The sequence below is a fragment of the Streptomyces sp. NPDC090119 genome (assembly GCF_044747085.1).
Taxonomy (GTDB): Bacteria; Actinomycetota; Actinomycetes; order Streptomycetales; family Streptomycetaceae; genus Streptomyces.
Genome location: NZ_JBIVDK010000004.1, coordinates 399,561 through 426,217, shown reverse-complemented (window position 1 = coordinate 426,217; position 26,657 = coordinate 399,561). Strand labels below are relative to the sequence as shown.

Here is a 26,657-nt window from a genome sequence, read left to right as displayed (position 1 = left end):
TAACTTACCGCCGGGAGCCCCCTTTCCCGAGCAGAGCAGAAAGGGACCACCCCGCTTATGGCAGAGCTGGTCTATCGTCCCGTCGTCGGTCTCGCCAGGACGATGTTCAAGGTCTGGGACCTCAAGATCGACTGCCAGGGGTCGGAGAACATCCCGCGCTCCGGCGGCGCCGTGCTGGTGAGCAATCACATCAGCTACCTGGACTTCATCTTCAACGGCCTGGCCGCGCTGCCGCAGAAGCGCCTGGTGCGCTTCATGGCCAAGGAGTCCGTCTTCCGGCACAAGGTGTCGGGCCCGCTGATGCGCGGCATGAAGCACATCCCGGTCGACCGCGCCCAGGGTGAGACGGCGTACGCGCACGCGCTGGCGTCGCTGCGTGCCGGGGAGATCATCGGGGTGTTCCCGGAGGCGACCATCTCGGAGTCGTTCACCCTGAAGAGCTTCAAGTCCGGTGCCGCGCGCCTGGCCCAGGAGGCGGGCGTCCCGCTGGTCCCGATGGCGCTGTGGGGCACCCAGCGGCTGTGGACCAAGGGCCAGCCGCGCAACTTCAAGCGCAGCCACACCCCGATCACCATCCGCGTCGGCGAGGCGCTGGAGGCGTCGCGCGAGCAGTACGCGGGCGCGATCACCCGTCGGCTGCGCGAGCGCGTCCAGGAGATGCTGGACGCCGCCCAGCGCGCCTACCCGGCCCGCCCCAAGGGCGCCGAGGACTCCTGGTGGCTCCCCGCCCACCTGGGCGGTTCCGCGCCGACGAACGAGCAGCTGCGGGCGGCCGAGGCCCACTGAGACGACGACGGCCCGGCCGGACGATTCCCCGTCCGGCCGGGCCGTTCTTGTGTCTGGGGGGGGAAGCCCTCAGCGGGCCATCTCCTCCTTGAGCGCCGCCACGAAGGTGTCGACGTCCTCCTCCGTGGTGTCGAAGGCGCACATCCAGCGGACGTCACCGGCCGCCTCGTCCCAGAAGTAGAAGCGGAACCGCTGCTGCAGCCGGACGCTCACGTCGTGCGGGAGCCGGGCGAAGACGCCGTTGGCCTGCACCGGGTGCAGGATCTCCACGCCGTGCACCGCGCGGACGCCCTCGGCGAGCCGCTGGGCCATCTCGTTGGCGTGGCGGGCGTTGCGCAGCCAGAGGTCCTTGGCGAACAGGGCCTCCAACTGCACCGAGACGAAGCGCATCTTGGACGCGAGCTGCATGGACAGCTTGCGCAGGTGCTTCATGTGCGAGACGGCGTCCTGGTTGATGACGACGACCGCCTCGCCGAACAGGGCGCCGTTCTTCGTCCCGCCCAGCGAGAGGATGTCGACGCCGACCGCGTTGGTGAACGCCCGCATGGGGACGTTCAGGGAGGCGGCGGCGTTGGATATCCGGGAGCCGTCCAGGTGCACCTTCATGCCGTGCGCGTGGGCGTGCTCGCAGATCGCGCGGATCTCGTCGGGCGTGTAGAGCGTGCCCAGCTCGGTGGACTGGGTGATCGAGACGACCTGCGGCATCGCGCGGTGCTCGTCGTCCCAGCCGAACGCCTGCCGGTCGATCAGCTCGGGGGTGAGCTTGCCGTCCGGGGTGGGCACGGTGAGCAGCTTCAGGCCGCCCATCCGCTCGGGCGCCCCGCCCTCGTCGACGTTGATGTGCGCGCTCTCGGCGCAGATCACCGCGCCCCAGCGGTCGGTGACCGCCTGGAGCGCGACGACGTTGGCCCCGGTGCCGTTGAACACCGGGAACGCCTCGGCGGTGGCGCCGAAGTGGCTGCGGATGATCCGCTGGAGGTTCTCGGTGTACTCGTCCTCGCCGTACGCGACCTGGTGGCCGCCGTTGGCCAGGGCCACGGCGGCGAGCACCTCGGGGTGCGCCCCGGCGTAGTTGTCGCTGGCGAAACCGCGGACCTGCGGGTCGTGGTGGCGACGGGCATCGGTCCTGGGAGGGTTCACGGCTTCTCGGTCAGCCACAGACGGTTTCCGTTCACTTCGGCGGCGGGCCTGCCCCAGACGCCCTCGATGGCCTCGGCCAGCTCCTTGACGTCCGTGAAGCCCGCGAACTTCGCGCTCGGGCGCTCCGCGCGCATCGCGTCGTGCACCAGCGCCTTCACCACCAGGATGGCAGCAGCGGCCGCCGGGCCGTCCTCGCCCCCCGCCTTGCGGAAGCCGTCGGCCATGGCCAGGGTCCACGCCTCGGCGGCCGCCTTGGCGGCGGAGTACGCGGCGTTGCCCGCGGTGGGCTTGGACGCGCCCGCGGCGCTGATCAGCAGATAGCGGCCGTCACCGGCGCGCTGGAGGGCGTCGTAGAAGGCCAGCGAGGTGTGCTGGACGGTGCGGACGAGCAGCTTCTCCAGCAGGTCCCAGTCGGCGAGGTCGGTGTCGTCGAACTTGGCGCCGCCGCGCCAGCCGCCGACCAGGTGGACCAGGCCGTCCACGCGGCCGAACTCCTTCTCGATGCCCGAGGCCCAGGCGCGGGTGGAGTCGAGGTCGAGCAGGTCGACGGTCTCACCGGTGACGGTGGCGCCGCCGTTGGCGTAGCGGGCCGCGTCCACGGCCTCCGCCAGGCGGGCCGGGTCGTTGTCCGCGCCGACCACGGTCGCGCCCGCCTCGGCGAGCCTGATCAGGGCGGCCCGTCCCGCCGGTCCGCCCGCTCCGGCGACCGCGATCACCGCGCCCCGAAGAGCCCCGTTCTGCATCGTCTTCCCTTCTCCTGCTGCCGTGTCGTCCCGGCGGTCGCTCACGCGGCGATCCGCTCGGCGCCATCCGCGGTGATGCCCTTGGTCTCGGCGATCACATTCTTCAGCTTCTTGGCGAGTGCCTCGTAGAACATGCTCAGCGGAAACTCGTCCGGGAGCACGTCGTCCACCAGCTTGCGCGGCGGCAGGCCGAGGTCGAGGGCGTCGGGACCCTTGGCCCACTTGGAGCCGGGGTGCGGGGAGAGGTAGGAGGCGACCAGCTCGTACCCGGCGAACCAGTGGACCAACTTGGGGCGGTCGATGCCGTCGCGGTAGAGCTGCTCGATGTCGGCGCAGAGCTGGTTGGTGACCTGCGGGGCGCGCTCCCAGTCGATGGCGAGCTTGTTGTCGGTCCAGCGGACGACATCGTGCTTGTGCAGGTAGGCGAAGAGGAGCTGGCCGCCGAGCCCGTCGTAGTTGCGGACGCGGTCGCCGGTGACGGGGAAGCGGAACATCCGGTCGAAGAGCACCGCGTACTGCACGTCACGGGCCTGCGGGACGCCGTCCGTCTCCAGCTTCACGGCCTCCTTGAAGGCGGTGAGGTCGCAGCGCAGCTCCTCCAGGCCGTACATCCAGAACGGCTGACGCTGCTTGATCATGAACGGGTCGAACGGCAGGTCGCCGTGGCTGTGGGTGCGGTCGTGGACCATGTCCCAGAGCACGAACGCCTCTTCGCAGCGCTTCTGGTCGTGCACCATCGCGGCGATGTCCTCGGGCAGCTCCAGGCCCAGGATGCCGACGGCGGCGTCGGTGACCCGGCGGAAGCGGGCGGCCTCGCGGTCGCAGAAGATGCCACCCCAGGAGAAACGTTCCGGCGCCTCGCGGACGGCGATGGTCTCCGGGAAGAGGACGGCCGAGTTGGTGTCGTAGCCCGCCGTGAAGTCCTCGAAGGTGATGCCGCAGAACAGCGGGTTGTCGTACCGGGTGCGCTCCAGCTCGGCCAGCCAGTCCGGCCAGACCATGCGCAGCACGACCGCCTCGAGATTGCGGTCGGGGTTGCCGTTCTGCGTGTACATCGGGAAGACGACGAGGTGCTGGAGGCCGTCGGCACGGTTGGCCGCGGGCTGGAACGCCAGCAGCGAGTCCAGGAAGTCCGGCACCTCGAAACCGCCCTCGGCCCAGCGGCGCAGGTCGCTCACCAGCGCGCGGTGGTACGCGGCGTCGTGCGGGAGCAGCGGGGAGAGCTCCTCCACCGCGGCCACGACCCGGCCCACCGTCGCATCGGCCTCGGCCCGCTCGGGGGCGCCCTCGGCGGTGAAGTCGATCGAACCGTCCTTCGACTGCCATGGCCGGATCTGCTCCACCGCACTCTTGAGGACGGGCCACGCCGCGTGCTCGACCACCCTGGTCAGCGAAGGAACCTGTCCCTCCGTACCGGGCTGCACAAGAATTTCCGTCATGTCCCATCCTCCACGGGAGAACCTCGCGTATGGACACCGTATGCATACCCCGTTTCGCCGAACAAGAGGGGGCTCGGGAAATTATTCTGCGCGGCCGCATGGTCACCGCTGTTTTTCCCGCCGCAAACCGTGACGGCGCTCACTTTCGCTGCGGGTGCCGAGACGGTCCGGGAGCGTGACCGGGCGCCCCGTTCCAGCCACAACGGCTCCGGCGCCGCGCCGGGAAGTCCCCGATCGCCCAGGTGAGGGCACGGCCGTTAGGCTGCGAGCCAGGCGTGCGGACGACGACACTCCGTCGGGTCCGCGCAAGCCGATCCGCCGTCGACGGAAGCGAGTTGAACCTTGAACTTCCTTACCATCGGGCACCGTGGGGTCATGGGTGTCGAGCCCGAGAACACGCTCCGTTCCTTCGCCGCCGCCGAGCAGGCCGGGCTGGACCTGATCGAACTCGATCTGCACCTGAGCAAGGACGGTGCGCTGATCGTCATGCACGACGCCGCGGTGGACCGCACCACGGACGGCACCGGGCGGATCGCCGAGAAGACCCTTGAGGAGCTGCGCGCTCTGGACGCGGGGCGCGGCGAGCGGGTACCGGTCTTCGAAGAGGTGCTGGACGCGGTCAGGGCGCCGATCCAGGCCGAGATCAAGGACGTCGCGGCCGCGAAGGCACTGGCGGAGGTGATGCTCCGGCGGGACCTGGTCTCACGGGTGGAGGTCATCTCCTTCCACGACGAGGCGCTCGCAGAGATCATCCGGCTGGTGCCGGGCGTGCGTACCGCGCTGGTCGCGGAGCACTACGGCCCGGAGGTGGTGGACCGCGCGGTGGCGGTCGGCGCGGCGACGCTCTGTCTCGACGTCCGGCGGCTGACGCTGGAGGTCGTGGAGAAGGCCCGCGCGGCGGGCCTCCGGGTCTTCGCCTGGGTGGTGAACACGCAGGACGAGCTGCGGCTGGTGCGCGCCCTGCAGCTGGACGGCGCGACCACCGACCTCCCGGACATCAAGCGCACCGGCCGCTTCACCGCCTAGCCGGTCATCCCAGCGGCTTGACCAGCAGCTCGAAGCGGAGGTCGGGGCGGCGCGGGATGCCGAAGCGCTCATCGCCGTACGGGAACGGGGTCGTCTCGCCCGTACGGCGGTAGCCGCGGCGCTCGTACCAGCCGATCAGGTCGTCGCGGACGGAGATCACCGTCATGTGCATCTCGGTGGCGCCCCAGGTGGTCCGTGCCAGCCGCTCCGCCTCCGACATGACCGCCTTGCCGAGGCCCGCCCCCTGCAGGGTGGGGCTGACCGCGAACATGCCGAAGTAGGCGTGGGTGCCCCGGTGTTCGAGGTGGCAGCAGGCGACGATCGCGCCCTCCCGCTCCACCACGAGCAGCCTGCTGTCGGGCGCCTTGATCACCTGGAGCACGCCCTCGGGGTCGGTGCGCTGCCCGTCCAGGATGTCCGCCTCGGTGGTCCAGCCCACCCGGCTGGCGTCACCCCGGTACGCCGACTCGACCAGCGCGACGAGCGCGTCCACGTCGGCGTCGGTGGCGTCGCGGTACGTCAGTCCGGTGGCGGTGTCCATGGGGTGTACTCCGATCTGGGGCGCGGCTGAACAGGGACGAGCCTAGTCGGCGGCTAGGCTCCGCTCGCATGGTGCATGTACTGAGCAGCCGTACCCTCGTCCGCCCCACGGACCCCGAACGCTCCCGTGCCTTCTACGGCGGACAGCTGGGGCTCGCCGTCCACCGCGAGTTCGGCGAGGGCCCCGAGCGCGGGACCGTCTACTTCGCGGGCGGCGGCTTCCTCGAACTCTCCGGGCGCTCGGAGACCCCGTTGGCGCCGTCGGTGCGGCTGTGGCTCCAGGTGCCGGACGCGGCCGCCGCGCACGACGAGCTGGTGGCGGAGGGCGTGGAGATCGTCCGGGAGCCGGTCCGGGAGCCGTGGGGGCTGATCGAGATGTGGATCGCCGACCCGGACGGCATCCCGATCGTGCTGGTGGAGATCCCGGCGGACCATCCGCTGCGGTACCGGCCGGGTATCTGACACACCTTCGCTAGCCGTTCTCTAGCCGCGCAGGGCGCCCAGTCGGCCTTCGAGTCCGTCGAGGAGACTGGCGAGCAGGCCGGACAGCTCGTCCTGTCGCTCGGGGGTCAGCACGGACAACACGGCTTCCTCGTAGGCGAGTTGCTCGGGGAGGATGCCGTCCACGAGGTCGCGTCCGGCGTCGGTGAGGCGGAGGTGGGAGACGCGGCGGTCCCGGGTGTCGCCGCGTCGCTCGACCAGTCCGCGTCCGGTGAGCTGCTTGACCCGCTTGGTCACGGCCGCCCCGGAGGAGAAGGTCTCCCGCGCCAGCTCCCCCGGCGTCAGCTCGTGGCCGGTGCGGCGGAGCGCGCCGAGCAGGTCGAACTCCGCCCGGCTGAGCCCGGCGCGGCGCAGCGGGGCGTCCTCGGCCTGCTGAAGGAGCGCGGCACAGCGGTTGATCCGCCCGATGACCTCCATGGGCCCGGTGTCGAGCGCGGGGTGCACGGCACGCCACTGGCGGACGACCGAGGCGACGGTGTCGGCCCGTGCGGTGCCCTCGTGCGCCGCCCCCGGGTGCTGGCTTCCCGTGTCCGTCATGGCCGTGTGTCCTCCGTGGTCCCGCTGTCGTGCCGTGTCAGTCCTGCTTCAAGGGTGCGACGCCTCGGTGTCGTACCGCCGCGGCGAGCGTACGGTGTCCGGTCCGCTCGGCGAGCGCGAGGCGTTCCGCGGGGAAGGGCCGCTGCCACCACTCCCCCTGGGCGGTGTCGGCCGTGGCGCGCAGGTCGGTCAGCGCGGCGGCGAGGGCGCGGCGGGCCGTCGGCAGGGCGTGGGGCGCGGGATGGGCCAGCAGGTGTTCGGTGTGCGCGCCCGCTTCTTCGACGGCGGTCAGGGCGTCGTGCACGCGGTCACCGGCTCGGCGGTTGGTGACGATCACGGCGGCGGCGAATCCGGCCAGGGCCCCGACCAGGGTGTCCAGCACCCGCTGGGTGATCAGCAGGCCGGGGTCCTGGAGATGGGTGAACTCGGTGATGAGCAGCGCCATGGGGGTCACGCAGACCGTACCGAGCCAGTAGTTGCGGGCGATGAGCGCCTCCGCGCCGAAGCTGCACGCGAGGCAGCACAGGACGAGCGTGACGGGGTGGAGGTGGGTCAGCGGGGTGAGCGCGGCGAAGACGAGCACGCCGAGGAGGTTGCCGACGATGCGCTGGACGCCCCGGCTCCAGGTGAGGGTGACGTTGGCCTGGTAGAGGGAGGCGGCGGTGACCAGGGCCCAGTAGGGGCGGCCCACACCGAGGGAGAGGGCGGCCAGACCGGCCAGGGCGCAGCCGAGGGCGGTGCGGGTGGCCATGGGGGCCAGGTGCCTCAGGGGGACGCGGGTGGGGCGGGGGTGTGCGTCGGCCTCGTGGATGGTTTCCGCTTGCGGCACCGGGCCGGTGCCGCGCAGGGCTCGGGCCCAGGCGCGCAGTCGATCGGGGTCGGCGTCGGCGGTCTCGGCGCCGAGCAGCAGGGTCTCCAGGGCGCGCCGGGTGGGGTCGGGGCGGGTGCCGGGGGAACGGAGGGTCTGCCAGGCGGCGTGCAGGGCGGCGTGGGCGGGCGCATGGCCCTGGTCGGCGACCGCGCGCAGGGCGGCCGCGACGGCCCGGCGCTCGGGGCCGTGCGGGCGGAGCGCTCCGGGGGCCATGCAGACGAGCCACGCCCAGGCTCCGGCGGCGAGGGCGAGCCCGAGGTGGGCGGGGACCTGGCCGGGGGTCTGCGGGACGAACAGGGCGGCGGAGCTGATGAAGGTGACGACGACATTGCCGGGCGGCCCGACGCGGGTGGCCTCGCAGACCGTCTTCTGCACGGCGGCCAACAGGGCGCCGACGAGCACCAGGACGACGGGGCCGGGGGTGAGCGCCGAGGTGAGCAGGGCGACGCCGAGTCCGGCGGTCATGCCGAGCACCACCCCGGCGAGCACGCGGGCGCGGGCCGCGTAGGGGCGCTGGTGGGCGTAGAGCGCGCAGAGGGACCCGGCCATCGTGTAGAGGGCCAGGTCGAGGCGGCCGAGCGCCAGCAGGAGGAGGTTGGGCGGGGCCGCCGACACGACCACGCTGAGCGCGGGCTTGAACCAGATGGCGGAGGGCCCCTGGAGGCGGAGCGCCTGGACGAGGGGGAGGCGGCGGCTGCTCATACAAATAATTTAACAGGTGTTTCACCAGTAAAAGACTTGCTCGGGGCCCGCAACCGCCCTGGTCACACGTCGTGCTCCGGTGAACGCTCCCCGTACACCCCCTTGCGCTCGCGTGCGCCGCGCCTGTCGTGGGCATCGCATCCCTCGACCGAGCGTCGAACGGGGGTGGTGCGCGTGCACGGTCCGGTGTCACCGGCCTGGCTGCTGGTCGCGCTGTGCGCGGCGACCGGCGCCTACTGTCTGCTGCGGATGCGCAGCGGCGTCGAGGAGCAGCGCCGTGCGGCGGGCGGCGAGGCGCTGATGGGCTTCGGGATGGCGGCGATGGCGATACCGGCCGCGGTGTTCGCCCCGCCGCGCTGGGTGTGGCCGCTGTACGCCGCGGTGTTCGGGCTGGCCGCGCTGCGCGCGCTGTGGCCGGCGCGGCGGAGCGCCCACCATCTGCACCATCTGCTGGGCAGTACGGCGATGGTGTACATGGCCGTACTCATGGCAGCGGCCCCGACTCCCCACCACCACACGGGCGGTTCGGGCCCGGCCTGGCTGACGGGCGCGCTGCTGCTCTACTTCACCGGCTACGTCCTGCTGACCGGCGCCCGTCTGGTGCCCGTCACCGTGCGGGGCGGGCCGGGTGCGGTGCGATGGGGTGACCGGCCCGAGCTGTCCCGGGTGTGCCGGTTGTCGATGGGGATCGGCATGCTGGCGATGCTGCTGACGATGTGACACCTCAAGCGGTGTGCAGGGCGCGGGAGTTGCCTGCGTCACTTCGGCACCGGCGGGCGGTCCGGTGCTCGTAGGGTGCTGCCCATGATGGTCCCCGTGGCACTGCTGCTGCTCGGCATCCTGACCTCCGTCGCCGCCCCGCGTCTGCTGACCCGGGCCGACTGGCCGGACCGGGAGCCGGTGGTGGCGCTGTGGGCCTGGCAGTGCGTGGTGGCCGCCGTACTGCTCTGCTGCGCCCTGTCGATGACGCTGAGCGCGGCGGCAGCCTGGCAGGCGGTGCGCGGGCAGTTGTTCAGCGGGGCTCCGCACGGGGTCGTCGAGGCGTACGCCCTCGGCGCGGCCGGTCCGTGGGCCGCGCCGACCGCCGTGGCGCTCGCCTGCGCGGGGCTGTGGAGTCTGACGATGCTGGTCGGCGAGGTGCTGCACGCGCGGCGCGGGCGCCGGGTGCGGCGGGCCGAACTCCTGCAGCGGGCGCCCCTGTTGCCGGGCGAGGAACCGGGCGGACGGCTGGTGGTCCTGGAAGGCGACCGCCCCGACGCGTACTGGCTCCCCGGCGCCACCCCCCGACTCGTCGTCACCACGGCCGCCCTCCACCGCCTCAAGGGCAGCCGCCTCGACGCCCTGCTCGCCCACGAACAGGACCACGCCCGCTTCCGTCACGACTGGCTGCTGCACTGCTCGGCCGCGCTGGCGGGCGGCTTCCCCCAGGTCCCGGTCTTCGCCGCCTTCCGCGACGAGATGCACCGACTGGTCGAACTGGCCGCCGACGACACCGCGTCCCGTCGCTTCGGCCGCATCACCACCGCCCTCGCCCTGGTCGACCTCAACGAGGACCGGGGCGTGTTCGGCCCCTCCCCCACGCCGCACTCCCAGCTCCCCCGACGCGTGGACCGCCTCCTGACCGCGCCGCCCCGTCTCCCGGTCCCCCAGCGCCTGCGCCTGACGGCCACGGCCGCGCTGGTACCCGTACTCCCGGTGCTGGTCGCCCTCGTGCCGGGGCTGCGGGCGCTGCACTGAGGGCGGCCGTCCCGAGCGGGCGACGCGCCGGATGACGGCCCGCACGGCCCTCATCGACGAGGATCGCCCCATGCACCACCGAACCCCCCGTACCGCACTCCTCACCGCCACCGTCCTCACCCTGTCCTCCGCGCTGCTGCTCACCCTGGTCGCCGTCGAGTGGGGGCCCCTCCTCACCCTCGACGAGGACATCGCCCGCAGCACCCACCGCTGGGCCGTGCGGGAGCGGGGTCTCACGCAGGTCTTCCGGGTGCTGACCGACTGGGTGTGGGACCCGGTGACGATGCGTCTGCTGTGCGTGGGGGTCGCGCTGTGGTTGTTGTGGCGTACGGCCGCGTGGTGGACGGCGCTGTGGCTGGTGCTCACCTGCGCGGTGGCGGCGGTGGTGCAGCAGGCGGTGAAGGCGGGCGTCGGGCGGCCGCGCCCGGTGTGGCCGGACCCCGTGGACAGCGCGCGGTACGCCGCGTTCCCGTCGGGGCATGTCATGACGGCCACCGTGGTGTGCGGGCTGCTGCTGTGGCTGATCCACCGTCACGGGGTTCGCGGGGCGCGGTGGTACGGCGCGGTCGCGGTGGCAGTCGTCTCGGTGGTGGGCGTCGGTGTCACACGGGTGTGGCTGGGGGTGCACTGGTTCTCGGACGTGCTGGGCGGCTGGCTGTTCGGGGCCTCGCTGGTGGCCGGTGCGGTACTGGTCCACGAGCGACACCGGGGGCCCCAGGAGTAGGGTCCGCGCATGACCGCCGTGCTGTTCGACTTCTCGGGCACGCTGTGCCGTGCGGAGTCCACCGAGTCCTGGCTCCGGGCCGCCCTCGCGGTGACGGGCACCACGCTGAGCGAGCCGCGATTCCGTTCCGTGGCAAACGCGTTGGACGAGGTGGGCGCGTTGTCCGGCGGCGCTGAACCGAGTTCCGTACCCGAGGAGTTGGCCGGGGCGTGGGCCGAGCGGGACCGCGACGCCGCGGCGCACCGGGCCGCGTACACCGGGCTGGCCCGGCAGGTGCCGTTGCCCGTGGACGACCTGTATGACGCGCTGTACGACCGGCACATGGCGCCCGCCGCGTGGGCCCCGTATCCCGACGCGCTGCCTGTCCTCCAGGAACTGCGCGAGCGCGGGGTCGCCGTCGGCATCGTCAGCAACATCGGCTGGGACCTGCGGCCGGTCTTCCGGGAGCACGGGCTCGACCCCTACGTGGACGCGTACGTGCTGTCGTACGAGCACGGGATGCGGAAGCCGGACGCGGGGCTGTTCGCCCTGGCCTGCGCGGAGTTGGGGGTCGAGCCGAGGCGGACGCTGATGGTCGGGGACGACCGGGCGAAGGACGGCGGCGCGGCCGCGATCGGCTGCCGGGTGCACTTCGTGGACCATCTGCCGGTGGACGCACGCCCGGACGCCCTGCTGCCCGTACTGGACCTGCTGCCGAAAACACGGCTGCCGTCCGCCTGAGGCGCTCCCCCGCGACGCTCAGACGAACGGCAGCACTGAAAGGGCCCCGCGCGATGCGGCGCCTCACGCCTTGAGTATAGTTGGCTGACAGCCAGTCAACGCAGGAGTTCCGTAATGTCCCCGCGCAGCGCCTCGGTCAATGAAGAGCTGCGGCGGCGTTCGCGCGAGCGGCTCCTCCAGGCGGCGGTCGAACTGGTGGACGAGCGCGGGTTCGAGGCGACCACCCTGGGCGACATCGCGGACCGCGCCGGATCGGCGCGTGGACTGGTCTCGTACTACTTCCCCGGCAAGCGCCAGCTGGTCCAGTCCGCCGTGCACCGGCTGATGCACCGCACACTGGAGGAGGCGCTGGAGCGGGAGCCGCGTACCGAGGACGGCCGGGAGCGGCTGGCCCGCGCCATCGACGCGATCCTGGGCCTCGCGCGGGAGCGGCCGGTGCTCATGCGCCAGCACATGGCGGGTCTGCTGCACGAGGAGGGGTTCGTGCAGTGCCCGGAGCAGCGGCGCCTGTCCGAACTCCTCGGCGACACGGTCGCCCGCTGCGCCGCGGACGACGACACGGCCGGCTACCCGATGCTCCGGGCGCTGCTGATGGGCGCGGTGTACGCGGCACTGGTGCCGGGCGTGCCGATGCCGATCCCCGTCCTGCGCGCGGAGCTGTTCGAGCGGTACGGGCTCGACGGCACGCTCGGCGTATCGCCGGGGAGCGATCCGGACGACGACGGGCCCGGCCGGGGGGACCTGTCCCGGTTCTTCGCCACGGACGAGCGGCGGGCGGACCGGCGGACGCAGAGCCGAGCGGAGCGCCGGACGGACGAGCGGGGCGATTAACCCGACGGCGCGCCAGCCCCTGCCGACACCGGCGCGCGGTGCCATGCTGGAGCCGTCAGGGCTGTCTCCCGTTGCCCACGGGGTGAGGAGTACGCCGTGCTGCGGGTCGCCGTCGTCGGCTCCGGACCGAGCGGGTGCTACACCGCGCAGAACCTGGTGGAGCGCCACCCCGACGTGCACGTGGACGTACTGGACCGGCTCCCGGCCCCGTTCGGGCTGGTGCGTTACGGCGTCGCCCCGGACCACGAGAAGATCAAGTCGCTCCAGGGCAGCCTGCGGACGGTTCTGGAGCACGACCGGGTCCGGTTCCTGGGCGGTGTCGGGGTGGGCGGCCCGGACGGGGTGCCGGTGGACCGGCTGCGGGAGCTGTACCACGCGGTGGTGTACTGCGTGGGCGCGGCGTCGGGACGTCCGCTGGACATTCCGGGCGAGGAGCTGCCGGGCAGCTGGTCGGCGTCGGAGTTCGTGTCCTGGTACAGCGCGCATCCGGACGCGGCCGACGAGGGTTTCCTGCGCGACGTGCGCTCGGCGGTGGTCATCGGGGTCGGCAACGTGGCCGTGGACGTCACGCGGATGCTGATGCGCGGCGCGGCCGAGCTGCACGGGACGGACATGCCGCAGGCGGCGCTGGAGCTGCTGACCGGGGGCGGGGTCGACGAGGTGCTGATGGCCGGGCGGCGTGGTCCCACGCAGGCCAGGTTCACCACCAAGGAGCTGCGTGAACTGGGCGGTCTGCCGGGCGTCGGGGTCTGCGTCGACCCGGCGGAACTGGCGCTCGATCCGGCGTTCGCGGACCTGCCGGCGCTGCCCGGCGCCCAGCGGCGCAACGCCGAGGTGCTGCGCGACTGGGCCGCCGTCTCTCCCCCGGACACCGACCGCACGATCGACCTCCGGTTCTTCCTGCGCCCGGTGGAGGTGCTGGAGTCGGACGGCCGGGTGGGCGGGGTGCGCTTCGAGCGGACCGAGCCGGACGGGCAGGGCGGGGTGCGGGGCACGGGTGTGTACGAGGACGTTCCGGCGCAGTTGGTGCTGCGCTCGGTTGGGTATCGCGGGATGCCGCCGGAGGGGCTGCCGTCCGACCCGGTGACCGGGATGGTGCCGCATCTGGCGGGCCGGGTGCTGGACGACGGCGTCCCCGTGCCCGGCGAGTACGTGGCCGGGTGGATCAAGCGCGGCCCGACCGGCGTCATCGGCAGCAACCGCTCCTGCGCCAAGGAGACGGTGACCTCGCTGCTGGAGGACGCGCCCGCGCTGGAGTCCCGGACGGTCCCGGAGGACCCGCTTCCGGGGCTGCGGGCGGCGGGCGCGGACCCGGTGGCGTGGCCGGGGTGGCTGGCGATCGAGCGGGCCGAGGCGGAGCTGGGCGCGAGCCTGGGCCGGAATCCGGTCAAGCTGTCGGACTGGGACGCGCTGTGGGCGGCGGCGCGGTCGGAGTAGCGCGGCGGGCGGTGTCCGCCCCCACTTGCGTGGGCATGACACACGGCGGCAACGCACCGGAAATCAACAAACTGTTCAAGGCCCCTACGGTCGCGTGCAGTCCGGTTCCCGCTCCCCGCCCGCCGCCGCAGGAGGCCCCATGGCCACGACCGCCGAAACGCACCCCGTCGACGAGATACCCCCGGTACGGCAGCTCGCGGCCTTCGGGCTCCAGCATGTGCTGGCCATGTACGCGGGCGCCGTGGCGGTCCCGCTGATCGTGGGCGGCGCGCTGCGCCTCTCCCCCGCCGACCTGGCGTATCTGATCACCGCCGACCTGCTGGTGTGCGGGGTGGCGACGCTGATCCAGTGCGTCGGCTGCTGGCGGTTCGGCGTGCGGCTGCCGATCATGCAGGGGTGCACCTTCGCGGCCGTGTCCCCGATGGTGCTGATCGGTACGACGGGCGGCGGCGGCGGGCTGCCCGCGATCTACGGCTCGGTGATCGTCGGGGGGCTGGCGATCATGCTGCTGGCGCCGGTCTTCGGCCGGCTGCTGCGGTTCTTCCCGCCGCTGGTCACGGGCACCGTCATCCTGATCATCGGCGTCTCCCTGCTGCCGGTCGCGGGCAACTGGGCGGCGGGCGGGGTGGGCGCGAAGGACTTCGGGGCGCCCCGGAACCTGGCGCTGGCCGCGTTCGTGCTGGCGGTGGTGCTGGGCGTGCAGCGCTTCGCCCCGGCCTTCCTGGCGCGCGTGGCCGTGCTGACCGGCATCGTGGTGGGCCTGGCCGTGGCGGTGCCGCTCGGCTTCACGGACTTCGGCGGGGTCGCGGACGCGGACTGGGTGGGCATCAGCACCCCGTTCCACTTCGGGGCACCGGAGTTCCGGGTGTCCGCGATCGTGTCCATGCTGGTGGTGGCGTTGGTGACGATGACGGAGACCACCGGTGACCTGATCGCGGTGGGCGAGCTGACCGGCCGGAAGATCGAGCCGCGTTCCCTGGCTGACGGGCTCCGCGCGGACGGCCTCTCGACCGTGCTGGGCGGCGTGTTCAACACCTTCCCCTACACGGCGTACGCCCAGAACGTCGGCCTGGTCGGCATGACGCGGGTGCGCAGCCGCTGGGTGGTCGCCGCCGCGGGCGCCCTGCTCGTCCTCCTCGGCCTGCTGCCCAAGCTGGGTGCCATGGTGGCCGCCGTCCCGGCGCCGGTGCTCGGCGGGGCGGGCCTGGTGATGTTCGGAACGGTCGCGGCGAGCGGTCTGCGCACCCTGGCCTCCGTCGACTTCCGGGACAACCACAACCTCACCGTCGTGGCCGTCTCGGTCGCGGTCGGCATGCTCCCGGTGGGCGTGCCCACGGTGTACGCGAAGTTCCCCGACTGGTTCCAGACCGTCATGAACAGCGGCATCAGCGCGGGCTGCCTGACGGCGATCGCACTGAACCTGCTGTTCAACCACCTGCCCGGCCGGAAGCCCGAGGAGGCGCCCGCGCTCGCCGACACCCCCTAGCTCCGCTCCTCCGTAGGCACCAGTCCCGCCACGATCTCCTCCAGCCGGGGCAGGGTGCGCTGGCCCGCCAGGGCGAGTGCGATGGCCAGGGCGACTCCTGCCCAGGCCATCGGGCCCAGTGGGACGCAGTCGACCAGGCGGCTGATGCCGGGGGTCTGGATGACGGCCACGAGGGCCGCCGCGGAGCCGAGGGCGGTGACCCGGACCAGGTTGCTGTCGCGGCGGTCCAGGAGGGTCTGGACGAGCTGGGTGCCGACCACGCCGCACAGGGCCATGGTGCTGGCGCGGCGGGCGGTGCCGGGGGTGAAGCGGCCGATGAGCCAGGCGGTGATGGCGCCGAGCGCGGTGGTCAGGGCGCGGTGCCGGATCTGCCGGATCAGCGGGGCGCCGAGGACTCCGCCCGCCGCGTCCTCGGGGGACGCGGTCCGGCCGCGTACCTCGGTGTCGTCGCCGTCCTTCGGGGTCACCGCCACCGCCATGGCCGGGAACAGGTCGGTGAAGAGGTTCACCAGCAGCATCTGCCGGGTGGACAGCGGGGCGGTGCCGGAGAGCAGGGTGCCGAGGATGCCGAAGCCGACCTCGCCCGCGTTGCCGCCGATGAGGATGGCGATGGCGTCGGCGACGCTGTGCCAGAGCGAACGTCCTTCGCCGATGGCGTCGATGAGGACGGTCAGGTCGTCGTCGGTGAGGACGATGTCGGCGGCGTTGCGCGCGGCGGCCGAGCCCCGTGCGCTGATGCCGACGCCGATGTCGGCGGCGCGGATCGCGGCGGCGTCGTTGGCGCCGTCGCCGACCATGCCGACCACCCGGCCCGCGTCCCGGAGCGCCTCCACGACCTGGAGTTTCTGCTCGGGTGCGACACGGGCCACGACCCCGGCGTCCCGGAGCATCCGGGCGCGGGTACGCCGGTCGGCGGCGGCCAGTTCGTCGCCGGTGACCACCTCGGTGTCCTCGGGCCAGCCGAGTTCGCGGGCGATGGCGCGGGCGGTCTGCGGGTGGTCGCCGGTGAGCATGACAGGCCGTACGCCCTCCTCGTAGAGGCCGCGTACCAGCGCCTCGGAGGTCTCGCGGGGGACGTCGGAGAGGGCCAGCAGGCCGGTGAACCGCAGTCCGTGCAGCGGTTCTTGGAGGGCGTCGGACTCCGTCTCGCCCTCGTCGAGGCGCCGCATGGCCACCGCCAGGACGCGCAGTCCGGCTCCGGCGAGGGAGTGGGCGGAGTCGTCGGCGCGGTCGGACAGGTCGGCGCAGCCGGGCAGCACGGTCTCGGGGGCGCCCTTGACGACCAGGGTGCGGGGGCCGTCGCCCTCCCGGCCCACGGCGGCCGCGTAGCCCCGCGCGGCCTCGAAGGAGAGGCCGCCGAGCTGGGTCCAGCCGGGGTCGGGCGCGGCGGCGTGGATGACGGCCTCGTCGGTGGCGTGCACCGGGCGTCCGGAGCCGCCGTTGACGCGGGGGCAGGCGCGGGCCGCGCGGCGCAGGGTCGCGGCGGGGCCCGCCTCGCCCGCGTCACCGGCCGCCCACTCGATGCCCTCGGCGTCGGTCACCCGGACGACCCGGAGCCGGTTCTCGGTGAGGGTCCCGGTCTTGTCGAAGCAGATGGTGTCGACGCGGCCGAGAGCTTCCAGGGTGCGCGGGGTGCGGACCAGGACGCCGTCGCGGCTCAGTCGGCGGGCGGCGGCGAGCTGGGCGACGGTGGCGACCAGCGGCAGCCCCTCGGGCACGGCGGCGACCGCGACGGCCACGCCACCGCTGACCGCCTCGCGCACCGGGGTGCCGCGAAGCAGGGCGAGCCCGGTCACGGCCGCGCCACCGGCCAGGGTCAACGGCAGTGCCTTGCGGGTGAGTTCCTGGAGCCGGGCCTGCACCCCGGCGGCCGGGGGCGTGCGGGCGGCGAGGTGGACGGCACGGGCGGCCTCGGTGCGTTCGCCGGTGTCGACGACGACGGCGTGGGCGGTGCCCGCCACCACGGTGGTGCCCTCGAAGACCATGCAGCGCCGGTCGGCGACGGCCGCGTGCGGGGTGGCCCCGATGTGCTTGTGCACCGGCAGGGACTCGCCGGTCAGCGCGGACTCGTCCACCTCCAGGCCGTCCTGCCAGAGCAGCCGGGCGTCGGCGGGGACGACGTCGTCGCCCTTCAGCTCGATCACGTCGCCGGGCAGCAGTTGTCCGGCGTCCACGGTGCGGGTGCCGCCCGCGGGGGCCTCCTCCGGCGGGGGCGCGACCCGCGCCTTGCGCTGCTGTTCGGCGTGCAGCCCGGACAGGGCCCGCTCGGCGCGCAGCCGCTGGACACCGCCGACGAGCGCGTTCAGATCCAGGGCTCCGACCACGAGCAGGGCGTCCACGACGGAGCCGAGGATCGCGGAGGCGGCGGAGCCGACCGCCAGCACCGGGGTGAGCGGGTCGTCGAGTTCGCCGCGTACGGCCCGGCCGAGCTGCCAGGTGAGGCGGGCCGGGGCGAACGCGGGCACCCGGGCGATCCGGCCCGCCGTCTCGCGGGCGCGGGTGGCGGCCCGTTCCACCGGGCCGGGTCCGGGGCCCGCCTCGCGGTCGAGCCGTTCCACCGCCTCGTCGGGGTCGAGTTCGTGCCAGCGCACGCGGGCATGCGGGTGCGGGGCGCGGGCGGCGGCCACTCCGAGGGCGGCCCAGACGCCGTACGCGAGGGCGGTGAGCGCGCCGGTGTCGACGGGGGCGTGCCGCAGGCCGGGCAGCACGGAGCGGCGTCCGCGGCCGCGGCGGGCCTCGCCGATGGCCACCAGGAGGCCGGAGAGCGCGGCGCCGGAGCGGGCCAGGACCTGGCCCCGGCTGCCGACGGAGCGGGCGGCGGGGATGGCGGTGAGCAGCCGCCACACGTCGGGCAGTCCGTGCGGGGCGAGGATGTCGGCGCCCCAGATGACGGCGCCCTCCTGGTCGGTGAGCGCGATGGCGATGTCGGTGGCCTCGAGTCCGGCCAGTACGTCGCTCTCCGCGAGGGCACGCGGCCGGGCGACGGTGATGACGACGCGTTCGTCGGCGTCCTCCTCGTCCTCCGTGCGGGCGGCGTCCAGTTCGCCCCGCAGGGCGTGTACGACGTCGTCCAACGGCCGTCTCGCGTCCACCACTTGATCGGCGAGCGCGACGAAGTCCTCCAGGGCGGGGTCGTCGACGAGGACGACGCGCAGCCGGGCGCGGCGGGCCGCGTCGAGCACGGCCTCGGTCCACGGGTCGGGCAGCCCCTCGTCGGTGCGCAGCGCGCTCGGGTGCAGCAGGAGGGTTCCGGCCATCTCCAGCTGTCTGAGCCGTTCCGGGTCGCGGACCAGCACGTCGGCGCGGGCGAGGGCGGTGCCGAGTACGGCGTGGAAGGCGGCCGGGGCGTACCGGGCGGCCTTGGGCGAGCCGGACAGGGCGGCCTCGGCGGCGGAGTTCAGGTTCCGTTTGACCAGCAGCGCGGCCAGCGCGCCGAGCACGCTGCCCGCGGAGGCGTGGGCGGCGTACACCTGGGCCGGGGACTCGCGCAGCGGGGGGCGCGGGGCGTCGGTGGGGGCGACGCTGACGCGTTCGGGTCCGCACAGTTCGTCGTGGAGGGAGTCGAAGGCGGCGGCGCGGGCCATGGTCTCGGTGAGCTGGAGGGAGCGCAGGGTGCCGTCGAGGACGAGCGAGGTGGGGGTCTGCCCGGCGGCGTGCACGATCGCGTTGGCACTGGCCAGCAGGAGATCCATGCGGGCGGCGCCGAGGCGGGCGCGCAGCAGGGCGCGGACGCGGGGGTTCTCCCGCAGCAGGGTGACGCAGGCGGTGACCGCGCGGGGCGTGGGGGGCAGCCGCAGGAGGTAGCCGGTGAGGGCGCCGCCGATGCCGATCAGGTCGACGCCGAGGGTGACGGCGGCGGCCCGCACGCCCGCCGGGTCGGCGGGGTGGACGTGTTCCTCGGGGTCACCGCCGCGCACGAGCAGCCCGTCGCGTACGGCGAGTTCGGCCGCGCGGTCCACCACCCGGTCGCTGACGGCGTCCTCGGTCATGGTCACGACCAGGCGGGCGAGGCCCTCGTCCCAGTAGGCGAGGAGCACGTCGGGCCGGTCGGCGAGCGCCGCCGCGATCCGGCGGGCCAGGTGGGCGCGGCCGCCCGCGCCCCGCACCCGGTCCGGTTCGGCGGTGCGCAGCGGGAGGTGGAGCCGGGCCCCGGCCCGCCAGTGGCCGGGGCCGCCGGGCAGCGCGGTGCGGGCGACCCGGGTCACGCGTACGGCCGCGTCCGCGCCGCGTACGCCCGCGCGTGCGGTGCCCGCTGCGGCTCCCGCCGCCGCGCCGATCAGGGGTGCGGCGGCCGCCGCGAGGAGCCGGGGCAGGCGGGCGGCGGCCGTGGGCGTGGTGAGCAGGTGGAGGACCATTCCGGCCGTCAGAGGCTGGTGCGTTCGGGGCGGGCGGTGGGCCCGAGTTGCCCGGTGGCGCCCTTGGGCTGCTTGCCGGACTTCTTGCCGTGCTTCTTGGGCGTGGGCTCCGGGTGCGCGGTCCCGGTGTCGGTGGCCTTCACGGGGCCGGGGGCGTCGTGGTGCCCGGTCCGCAGGGCCGCCTCGCCCACCTCGGCCTCGTCGGCGGGGGCGGGTTCCTCGACCACCACCTCCGTGGTCTCGGTCACCGTGGTCACGAGCGGCGGGCTGGGCTGGGTCAGCCACGCGATGGCGGCTCCGGCGAGCGCCACGGGCCACTCCACCACCCCGGCGACGCCGAGCACGCCCGCCCCGGTGTACACCGCGAGCCGCCGCCCTCGGGGGGAGATCACGCCGACAATGTCCAGCGTGTCCTGGGCCGCCCGGGAGACGACCGACGCGCCCGGCACCTTGCTCAGGACGGAGGCGACGCCGCGCATGGGCGCGGTGAGGACGGACGACGTCGTGTGCTCAGCCATGACTCTCCTCGGGCGAGATCGCCTGCCGTGCCCCACCCGGTGCCCGGAAGCACGCGCACGCTGGTTACCCCCTCCACTCCCAGGAGACGCCAAGCACCGGACCCTCGCCACTCGGCCGGACCGTTCCTAGGAGGTGGCCAGCTCCCGCTGATATCCGGCGTAGGCCGTCCGGAGTGCCTCGCCGGGCCAGTCGGCGGGGAGCAGGGGATCAGGGAGGACCGGGTCGGTGAGCAGCTGGCGTACGACGGCCGCGTAGGCGGTGAGGCGGTCGGCGGGATGGCGAGCATCGGTGGCCCGGGCAAGGAGGGCACGCGCCTGTACCGCCCAGGTGTCCAGCGGCCACAGCCGGGCCACCAGTTCGGCGGCGGGCTCGTCGGGGCGGGCGGTACAGGTCAGGGCCACCTCGGCCAGTTCGCCGGGCAGTGGTCGGGCGAGGTTGGCGGGGCGCAGCCAGACGCCTTCGCGGAGTTCGGCCAGGCGCAGCGCGGTCAGCCGGGCCCGGAGGTCGGCGCGCTCGGCGGGGCCGCGTCCGGTCGCCGTGATCACGACCATCTCCCAGTCGCCGTCCCACGCGCGCGCGTGCGGCCGTACGGCCTCGTCCTGGCGGCGCTGCCGGGCCAGCAGGCGGTCGCTGAGCCCGTACACGGCGTCGGTGCGGCGGAGGTCGCCCGCGGCCACCATGCGGCTGAGCGCGGCCCGCAGGGTGGAGCCTCCGACGCCGAACGGTTCGACCAGCCGCACCAGTTCCCGCACCGGCAGCCGGGGCGGATGCGCCCCGAGCAGCAGGCTCAGCACGACCGACCGCGCGGACAACGGCCTGGTCACCGGCTCGGCCGACGGGTTGATGCGCATGGGCACGTACTGTACGTGCGCCGATCGGTGTTGCGTCATTGCTACAACCGTACGGAGAGTGCAACATGGCGGTATGGTCCCGATGCCCGAGCAGTCGCCGCCGCACGCCACCCACGACGTCACCAACCAGCCCCCGCCGCTGGCTCCCTACGACGCGTCCGCCGACGCCGCCCTGCTGGAGGGGCTGCGCCGGGAGGGCGCCGGGTGGGCCGAGGACGGTGTCCGGGCGCTGGGGCTGCGCGCGGGCGGCGCCGAGGCGCAGGAGTGGGGCGAGCTGGCCAACCGGCACGAGCCGGAGCTGCGGACCCACGACCGCTACGGCAACCGGGTCGACGAGGTCGACTTCCACCCCAGCTGGCACCACCTGATGCGCACCGCCGTCGCCGAGGGCCTGGCCGGCACCCCGTGGGCGGACGACCGGCCCGGCGCGCACGTGGCCCGTACGGCGGGCGGCCTGGTCTGGGGGCACACCGAGGCCGGACACGGCTGCCCGACCTCGATGACGTACGCCGCCGTCCCAGCCCTGCGCGCCCAGCCGGACCTGGCGAAGGTGTACGAACCACTGCTCACCAGCCGGGAGTACGACCCGGAGCTGCGCGTGCCCACCGAGAAGCGGGGTCTGCTCGCCGGGATGGGCATGACCGAGAAGCAGGGCGGCTCCGACGTCCGCACCAACACCACCGTGGCCACGCCGACGGACGAGCCCGGCGTGTACACGCTGCGCGGGCACAAGTGGTTCACGTCGGCGCCGATGTGCGACGTTTTCCTGGTGCTGGCGCAGGCGCCGGGCGGGCTCTCCTGCTTCCTGGTGCCGCGGGTGCTGCCGGACGGCAGCCGCAACACCTTCCGCATCCAGCGCCTGAAGGACAAGCTCGGCAACCGCTCCAACGCGTCCTCCGAGCCGGAGTTCGACCGCACGGTGGCCTGGCTGGTCGGGCCGGAGGGGCGCGGGGTGAAGACCATCATCGAGATGGTCAACTGCACCCGGCTGGACTGTGTGATGTCCTCGGCGACCCTGATGCGCAAGACGCTGGTCGAGGCGGGCCACCATGCCCGCCACCGCAGCGCGTTCGGCGCCCGCCTGTTCGACCAGCCGCTGATGCGCAACGTCCTCGCGGACCTGGCGCTGGAGTCGGAGGCGGCGACGACGCTCACCCTGCGGCTCGCGGGGGCGGCGGACCGGGCGGTGCGCGGGGACGAGGAGGAGCGGGCGTTCCGCCGGATCGCCACGGCCGTGGGCAAGTACTGGGTGACCAAGCGGGGCCCGGCGTTCACCGCGGAGGCGCTGGAGTGCCTGGGCGGCAACGGGTACGTCGAGGACTCCGGCATGCCCCGGCACTACCGGGAGGCGCCGCTGCTGTCCATCTGGGAGGGCTCGGGCAACGTCAACGCCCTCGATGTCCTGCGCGCGCTGGGCCGGGAGCCGGGGAGCGCGGAGTCGCTGTTCGGGGAACTCGCCCTCGCGCGCGGGGCCGACGCCCGCCTGGACGCGACCGTGGTCTCGCTGAAGCGGGAGCTGGCCGAGGCGGACCAGCTGAGCGCGCGCCGGGTGGTCGAGCGGATGGCGCTGGCCCTCCAGGCGTCCCTCCTCGTCCGCCACGCCCCGCCCGAGGTGGCCGACGCGTTCTGCGCGACCCGGCTGGGCGGCGACTGGGGCCACGCCTTCGGCACGCTGCCCGCGGGCACGAACCTGGACACGATCCTCGACCGGGCGCTGCCCGCCTAGCCGGACAACACGTCACCCCGTCGTACGGCCCCACTGCGGGCCCAGCCGGGCCCACTCGGTGTCCCAGAGGGCCAGGCGGCGGCGTTCCAGCAGGGCGAGCAGGAAGCGGCCCCCGGCGAAGGGCACGGCGGCGGCGCCCGCGCCGCACAGGGTGCCGACGAAGGCGGCGCGGACGGCGGCCTCGGTGGCGGTGGCGGGCCGACCGGCGAGGCGTCCGCGCCCGTCGGTCCAGATGGCGACCGGCGCCCCGCTCGCCGTGCCCGGCGCGACCCGGACCTGGCCGGTGCGGGGCGTCCCGTCGCCCGCGGTCCAGCGGACCTCCGTCCAGACCCGTTCACGGCTGGAGCCTTGGGTCCCGGACCGGCCGGGGGCGTGCCCGACGACGTAGGCGACCATCGGATGCCAGGTGGCGCGCTCGTGGGCGAGGCCGTGCTCGACCGACCGCGCGGCCGTGAGTCCGGCCGCGATCCCGGCCACCAGGGTCAGCAGCCAGACGCCCAGCAGCACCCATCCCTCCACCACGTCGGCGCGGCGCCGCAGCGGACCGCGCCGCCACCGCCACAGCCACACACGCGGACCACGGAACGCCTTCAAGGGCCGTCCTCCTCACGAGCGCGCCGACCGACCGGACCGCCTTCCGATACGGACGCCCGCGGCCTGTTGCTCAGGGTCACTGTCAGTGGCGGGGTGCAGACTGGGCGAAACAGGAGAACGCGGCATTTCCCGGAGGTGGTCGTCATGACCGAGGTACTGCTCGCCGTGGGTACCCGAAAGGGCCTGTTCATCGGCAGGCGGCGCGGTGACGGCTGGGAGTTCGACGACGGCCCCCGGTTCAACGCCCAGGCCGTCTACGCGGTCGCGATCGACACCCGCGGCGACACGCCTCGGCTGCTCGCCAGCGGTGACAGCGCGCACTGGGGTCCCTCGGTGTTCCACTCCGACGACCTGGGTCGCACCTGGTCCGAGCCCGCGCGGCCGGCCGTGAAGTTCCCCAAGGACACGGGCGCCTCGCTGGAGCGGGTCTGGCAGCTGCACCCGGCCGCCGCCGAGCCGGACGTGGTGTACGCGGGCACCGAACCGGCTGCGCTGTACCGCTCCGAGGACCGCGGGGAGAGCTTCGAGCTGGTGCGTCCGCTGTGGGAGCATCCGACCCGCTCCCAGTGGGTGCCGGGCGGTGGCGGGGAGGGGCTGCACACGGTGCTGACCGACGCCCGCGATCCGCGCGCGGTGACGGTGGCGGTGTCCACGGCAGGGGTGTTCCGCACGGAGGACGGCGGTGCGAGCTGGGCTCCGTCGAATTCCGGGGTGGCCGCCGTCTTCCTGCCCGATCCGGACCCGGAGTTCGGCCAGTGCGTGCACAAGGTCGCCAGGGACGCGGACGACCCGGACCGCCTGTATCTCCAGAACCACTGGGGCGTGTACCGCAGCGACAATGCGGGCGCGCACTGGACCGACATCGGCGAGGGCCTCCCCTCGACCTTCGGCTTCGCGGTCGCCGCGCATCCGCACCGGGGCGGCACGGCGTACGTCTTCCCCATCAACGCCGACATCGACCGGGTGCCCGCCGACCACCGCTGCCGGGTGTTCCGTACGCCCGACGCCGGGAAGAGCTGGGAGCCGCTCTCGGCGGGCCTGCCCCAGGAGGACCACTACGGCACCGTGCTGCGCGACGCCCTGTGCACCGACGACGCGGACCCGGCGGGCGTCTACTTCGGCAACCGCAACGGCGAGGTGTTCGCCTCCGCCGACGACGGGGACACCTGGCGACAGCTCGCCTCCCACCTGCCGGACGTGCTGTGCGTGCGGGCGGCGGTGGTCGGCTGAGGGGCCGCCCACGGCACTCGGCGGGGGGGGGCGGGCGCGCACGTCGCTCCGGGCGGGCCGGGGCCGGTCCGCCAGGCCCCCGGTCGGCATCTCCGGGCGGCGACGGTCGGCCGAGGGGGCGCCCGGCGCACTCGGCGCAGGCGGGCGCGCAGGTCGCTCCGGGCGGGCCGAGGTCCGTCCTCCGGGCCCGGCCGCCGTCGCTTCCGGCGGGCTACGGCAGGCGCCAGTCCACCGGCTCGGCGCCCTGGCCGGTCAGCAGCTCGTTGGCCCGGCTGAACGGGCGGGAGCCGAAGAAGCCGCGGTCCGCCGACATGGGCGACGGGTGCGCGGACTCGATCGCCGGGTAGTCCCCGAGCAGGGGCCGGAGGTTGCGGGCGTCGCGGCCCCACAGGATGGACACCAGCGGCTTGCCGCGTGCCGCGAGCGCGCGGATGGCCTGTTCGGTGACCTCCTCCCAGCCCTTGCCGCGATGGGCACCGGGCTTGCGCGGCGCCGTGGTGAGGGCCCGGTTCAGCAGCAGGACGCCCTGGGAGGTCCACGGGGTCAGATCACCGTTGGAGGGCCGGGACAGACCCAGATCGGTGTTCAGCTCCCGGTAGATGTTCTCCAGGCTGCCCGGCAGCGACCGGACCTCCGGCGCCACCGCGAAGCTCAGCCCGATCGCCATGCCCGGTGTCGGATAGGGGTCCTGACCCACGATCAGGACCCGCACATCGTCGAAGGGCTGCTGGAAGGCCCGCAGGACGTTCGCCCCGGACGGGAGGTAGGTGCGGCCCTCCGCCACCTCGGTACGGAGGAAGTCCCCCATGGCCGTGATGCGGTCGGCCACCGGGTCCAGGGCCTTCGCCCAGCCGGCCTCTACAAGTTCGTTCAACGGTCGTCGTGCCACGTCAAGTCACTCTACTGGCCCCCACCGACATCACCCGAACGGCTGTGGATCGACCCACGCGCACACCCCCGGCCCCGCTACCCTGCCTCCGTCGTACGCGCGCTCCGGCGAGGAGAGGGAGATCCGTTGTTCCCAGCGGGCAGGGAGTCTTCGGAGGGCGGCACGGTCCGCCCGGCGTTCCCAGGTTTCCTCGCGGTCGACTCCGGGGGCTCCGGCCTGCGGGTGGCCGTGGGGGCGTTCGACGGGGCGCCGCCCGCCGAGGGCAAGGTCGGGCACCCGGTGCGGACCGGGGAGCGTGGCATCGACCCGGCCCATCTGCTGGACCTCGTCCTCCCGTTGGCGCGGGCCCTCGCGGCGGAGGCGGGGGTGGACGAGCTGACCACGGCCGTGATCGGCGCCGCCGGGTTCGCCACACTGGGCGCGGCCCTGCGCGCCGAACTGCCGGACGCGCTCGCCGGGACGCTGGGCGTGCGAACCGTGGGGCTCGCCGCCGACGCGGTCACGGCGTACATCGGCGCCCTCGGCCCGCGTCCGGGTGCCGTGCTCGCGGCGGGCACCGGCCTGATCGCCATCGGCACGGACCTGACCGGCTGGCGGCGGGCAGACGGCTGGGGCCATCTGCTGGGCGACTGCGGCGGCGGGGCCTGGATCGGGCGAGCCGGTCTGGAGGCGGCACTGCGCGCGTACGACGGCCGCGCGGGCGGCTCAGCGCCGCTGCTGGAACGCGCACGGGAGCGGTTCGGACCACCACCGGAGCTGCCCGGCCTGGTCTATCCCCGGCCCGACCGTGCCGCCGTACTCGCCTCCTTCGCTCCCGAGGTCGCCGCCTGCGCTCCGCGCGACCCCGTGTCCACCGGCATCCTGCGCACGGCCGCCCAACACATGGCCGAGGCCGTCACCGCCGTGTGCCCGGCATCCGGGGCGCCGGAAGTGGCGTGCACAGGCGGCCTGTTGAAGCTGGGCGAGCCCCTCCTCTCCTTCCTGCAAGAGGAGTTGGCGCGACAGCTGCCGCACGCCCGACCCACTTCGGCCCAGGGCGATCCGCTGCACGGCTGCGCCCGGCTCGCGTCGGCGCTGGCTGCGGGGGACGCCGTCTGGCCCGAGGACCCGCGCCTGCTCTGCGTGACCGGCGCACGGAAGAGAGCGACATAAGGGGAAATGGGTCTCACAAGACCCTCAACTACCCGATACGGGAACGGATCAGCCGCCCCATCTCCGCAACTCATCCGACAAAACCGGACGGATACCGCTCACCCGCACCCTCCCCGAACAG

24 protein-coding genes are annotated in these 26,657 nt (G+C 74.0%); 13 read left to right on the top strand and 11 right to left on the bottom strand.

Annotated features, from left to right (window positions below):
- Positions 1-57 precede the first annotated feature (57 nt).
- Positions 58-786: a lysophospholipid acyltransferase family protein gene (locus ACIPPM_RS19690; RefSeq protein ID WP_401449303.1), complete on the top strand. Its 729-nt coding sequence runs from the start codon at positions 58-60 to the stop codon at positions 784-786.
- Positions 787-855: 69 nt separating this feature from the next.
- Here the strand turns inward: ACIPPM_RS19690 and ACIPPM_RS19685 are convergent, their stop codons facing one another.
- From ACIPPM_RS19685 to ACIPPM_RS19675, 3 genes are read right to left on the bottom strand one after another with little or no spacing between them, the layout of a single operon-like run.
- Positions 856-1,926, bottom strand: a complete 1,071-nt coding sequence (locus tag ACIPPM_RS19685) for a threonine aldolase family protein (protein ID WP_401449300.1) — start codon at positions 1,924-1,926, stop codon at positions 856-858.
- Positions 1,923-2,669 (bottom strand): SDR family NAD(P)-dependent oxidoreductase, encoded by a 747-nt coding sequence (locus ACIPPM_RS19680; RefSeq protein WP_401450123.1) that lies wholly within the window; start codon positions 2,667-2,669, stop codon positions 1,923-1,925. Before ACIPPM_RS19680 ends, ACIPPM_RS19685 begins: the two co-directional genes overlap by 4 nt.
- A gap of 41 nt (positions 2,670-2,710) precedes the next feature.
- A complete protein-coding gene (locus tag ACIPPM_RS19675) occupies positions 2,711-4,108 on the bottom strand; it encodes a DUF6421 family protein (protein WP_401449297.1) in 1,398 nt (465 codons plus the stop codon).
- Between the two features lie 342 nt (positions 4,109-4,450).
- On the opposite strand from ACIPPM_RS19675, the gene ACIPPM_RS19670 reads away from it, so the two are divergent.
- Positions 4,451-5,134, top strand: a complete 684-nt coding sequence (locus ACIPPM_RS19670) for a glycerophosphodiester phosphodiesterase (protein ID WP_401449294.1) — start codon at positions 4,451-4,453, stop codon at positions 5,132-5,134.
- 4 nt (positions 5,135-5,138) lie between these two features.
- Here the strand turns inward: ACIPPM_RS19670 and ACIPPM_RS19665 are convergent, their stop codons facing one another.
- Positions 5,139-5,675 (bottom strand): GNAT family N-acetyltransferase, encoded by a 537-nt coding sequence (locus tag ACIPPM_RS19665; RefSeq protein WP_401449291.1) that lies wholly within the window; start codon positions 5,673-5,675, stop codon positions 5,139-5,141.
- A 68-nt stretch (positions 5,676-5,743) separates the two neighbouring features.
- Between ACIPPM_RS19665 and ACIPPM_RS19660 the strand changes: the two genes are divergently transcribed.
- Positions 5,744-6,136, top strand: coding sequence for a VOC family protein (locus tag ACIPPM_RS19660; protein ID WP_401449288.1), 393 nt, complete (start codon positions 5,744-5,746; stop codon positions 6,134-6,136).
- Between the two features lie 21 nt (positions 6,137-6,157).
- Here ACIPPM_RS19660 and ACIPPM_RS19655 read toward each other — a convergent pair whose 3' ends face one another.
- Together ACIPPM_RS19655 and ACIPPM_RS19650 are read right to left on the bottom strand one after the other, a co-directional pair.
- Positions 6,158-6,712 carry a MarR family winged helix-turn-helix transcriptional regulator gene (locus tag ACIPPM_RS19655; protein ID WP_401449285.1) on the bottom strand — a complete coding sequence of 185 codons (555 nt, stop codon included), beginning with the start codon at positions 6,710-6,712 and terminating at the stop codon, positions 6,158-6,160.
- Positions 6,713-6,749: 37 nt separating this feature from the next.
- On the bottom strand, positions 6,750-8,285 hold the full coding sequence (locus tag ACIPPM_RS19650) for an FUSC family protein (RefSeq protein ID WP_401449282.1): 1,536 nt from the start codon (positions 8,283-8,285) through the stop codon (positions 6,750-6,752).
- Positions 8,286-8,459: 174 nt separating this feature from the next.
- Between ACIPPM_RS19650 and ACIPPM_RS19645 the strand changes: the two genes are divergently transcribed.
- The 7 genes from ACIPPM_RS19645 (at position 8,460) to ACIPPM_RS19615 (ending at position 15,220) form a co-directional block, all read left to right on the top strand.
- Complete coding sequence (locus ACIPPM_RS19645; RefSeq protein WP_401449279.1) at positions 8,460-9,005, top strand: DUF5134 domain-containing protein; 546 nt, start codon at positions 8,460-8,462, stop codon at positions 9,003-9,005.
- An 84-nt stretch (positions 9,006-9,089) separates the two neighbouring features.
- Complete coding sequence (locus ACIPPM_RS19640) at positions 9,090-10,022, top strand: M56 family metallopeptidase (protein WP_401449277.1); 933 nt, start codon at positions 9,090-9,092, stop codon at positions 10,020-10,022.
- A 70-nt stretch (positions 10,023-10,092) separates the two neighbouring features.
- Positions 10,093-10,746 (top strand): phosphatase PAP2 family protein, encoded by a 654-nt coding sequence (locus tag ACIPPM_RS19635; RefSeq protein ID WP_401449274.1) that lies wholly within the window; start codon positions 10,093-10,095, stop codon positions 10,744-10,746.
- 9 nt (positions 10,747-10,755) lie between these two features.
- Positions 10,756-11,466, top strand: a complete 711-nt coding sequence (locus ACIPPM_RS19630) for an HAD family hydrolase (protein WP_401449271.1) — start codon at positions 10,756-10,758, stop codon at positions 11,464-11,466.
- Positions 11,467-11,580: 114 nt separating this feature from the next.
- Complete coding sequence (locus ACIPPM_RS19625) at positions 11,581-12,297, top strand: TetR/AcrR family transcriptional regulator (RefSeq protein ID WP_401449268.1); 717 nt, start codon at positions 11,581-11,583, stop codon at positions 12,295-12,297.
- Positions 12,298-12,393: 96 nt separating this feature from the next.
- Entirely contained in the window at positions 12,394-13,734 is a 1,341-nt protein-coding gene (locus tag ACIPPM_RS19620) for an FAD-dependent oxidoreductase (protein ID WP_401449265.1), read from the top strand.
- Between the two features lie 139 nt (positions 13,735-13,873).
- Positions 13,874-15,220 (top strand): nucleobase:cation symporter-2 family protein, encoded by a 1,347-nt coding sequence (locus ACIPPM_RS19615; RefSeq protein WP_401449262.1) that lies wholly within the window; start codon positions 13,874-13,876, stop codon positions 15,218-15,220.
- Here ACIPPM_RS19615 and ACIPPM_RS19610 read toward each other — a convergent pair.
- The 3 genes from ACIPPM_RS19610 to ACIPPM_RS19600 form a co-directional block, all read right to left on the bottom strand.
- Positions 15,217-19,575: an HAD-IC family P-type ATPase gene (locus ACIPPM_RS19610; RefSeq protein ID WP_401449259.1), complete on the bottom strand. Its 4,359-nt coding sequence runs from the start codon at positions 19,573-19,575 to the stop codon at positions 15,217-15,219. The two genes, ACIPPM_RS19615 and ACIPPM_RS19610, sit on opposite strands and share 4 nt — an antisense overlap.
- A gap of 8 nt (positions 19,576-19,583) precedes the next feature.
- The gene (locus tag ACIPPM_RS19605; protein ID WP_401449256.1) at positions 19,584-20,093 is read right to left on the bottom strand and encodes a hypothetical protein; all 510 of its coding nucleotides are present in this window, start codon (positions 20,091-20,093) and stop codon (positions 19,584-19,586) included.
- A gap of 126 nt (positions 20,094-20,219) precedes the next feature.
- Positions 20,220-20,945 carry a PaaX family transcriptional regulator C-terminal domain-containing protein gene (locus ACIPPM_RS19600; protein WP_401449253.1) on the bottom strand — a complete coding sequence of 242 codons (726 nt, stop codon included), beginning with the start codon at positions 20,943-20,945 and terminating at the stop codon, positions 20,220-20,222.
- A 73-nt stretch (positions 20,946-21,018) separates the two neighbouring features.
- Between ACIPPM_RS19600 and ACIPPM_RS19595 the strand changes: the two genes are divergently transcribed.
- Positions 21,019-22,671: a DNA alkylation response protein gene (locus ACIPPM_RS19595; RefSeq protein ID WP_401449251.1), complete on the top strand. Its 1,653-nt coding sequence runs from the start codon at positions 21,019-21,021 to the stop codon at positions 22,669-22,671.
- A gap of 12 nt (positions 22,672-22,683) precedes the next feature.
- On the opposite strand, the gene ACIPPM_RS19590 is transcribed toward ACIPPM_RS19595, so the two are convergent.
- A complete protein-coding gene (locus ACIPPM_RS19590) occupies positions 22,684-23,265 on the bottom strand; it encodes a hypothetical protein (protein WP_401449248.1) in 582 nt (193 codons plus the stop codon).
- Between the two features lie 144 nt (positions 23,266-23,409).
- Here ACIPPM_RS19590 and ACIPPM_RS19585 point away from each other — a divergent pair, with 144 nt between their 5' ends.
- Positions 23,410-24,495: a WD40/YVTN/BNR-like repeat-containing protein gene (locus ACIPPM_RS19585; protein WP_401449246.1), complete on the top strand. Its 1,086-nt coding sequence runs from the start codon at positions 23,410-23,412 to the stop codon at positions 24,493-24,495.
- Positions 24,496-24,706: 211 nt separating this feature from the next.
- Here the strand turns inward: ACIPPM_RS19585 and ACIPPM_RS19580 are convergent, their stop codons facing one another.
- Positions 24,707-25,384: a uracil-DNA glycosylase gene (locus tag ACIPPM_RS19580; protein WP_401449244.1), complete on the bottom strand. Its 678-nt coding sequence runs from the start codon at positions 25,382-25,384 to the stop codon at positions 24,707-24,709.
- A 126-nt stretch (positions 25,385-25,510) separates the two neighbouring features.
- On the opposite strand from ACIPPM_RS19580, the gene ACIPPM_RS19575 reads away from it, so the two are divergent.
- Positions 25,511-26,536 (top strand): N-acetylglucosamine kinase, encoded by a 1,026-nt coding sequence (locus ACIPPM_RS19575; protein WP_401449242.1) that lies wholly within the window; start codon positions 25,511-25,513, stop codon positions 26,534-26,536.
- Positions 26,537-26,657: the final 121 nt, after the last annotated feature.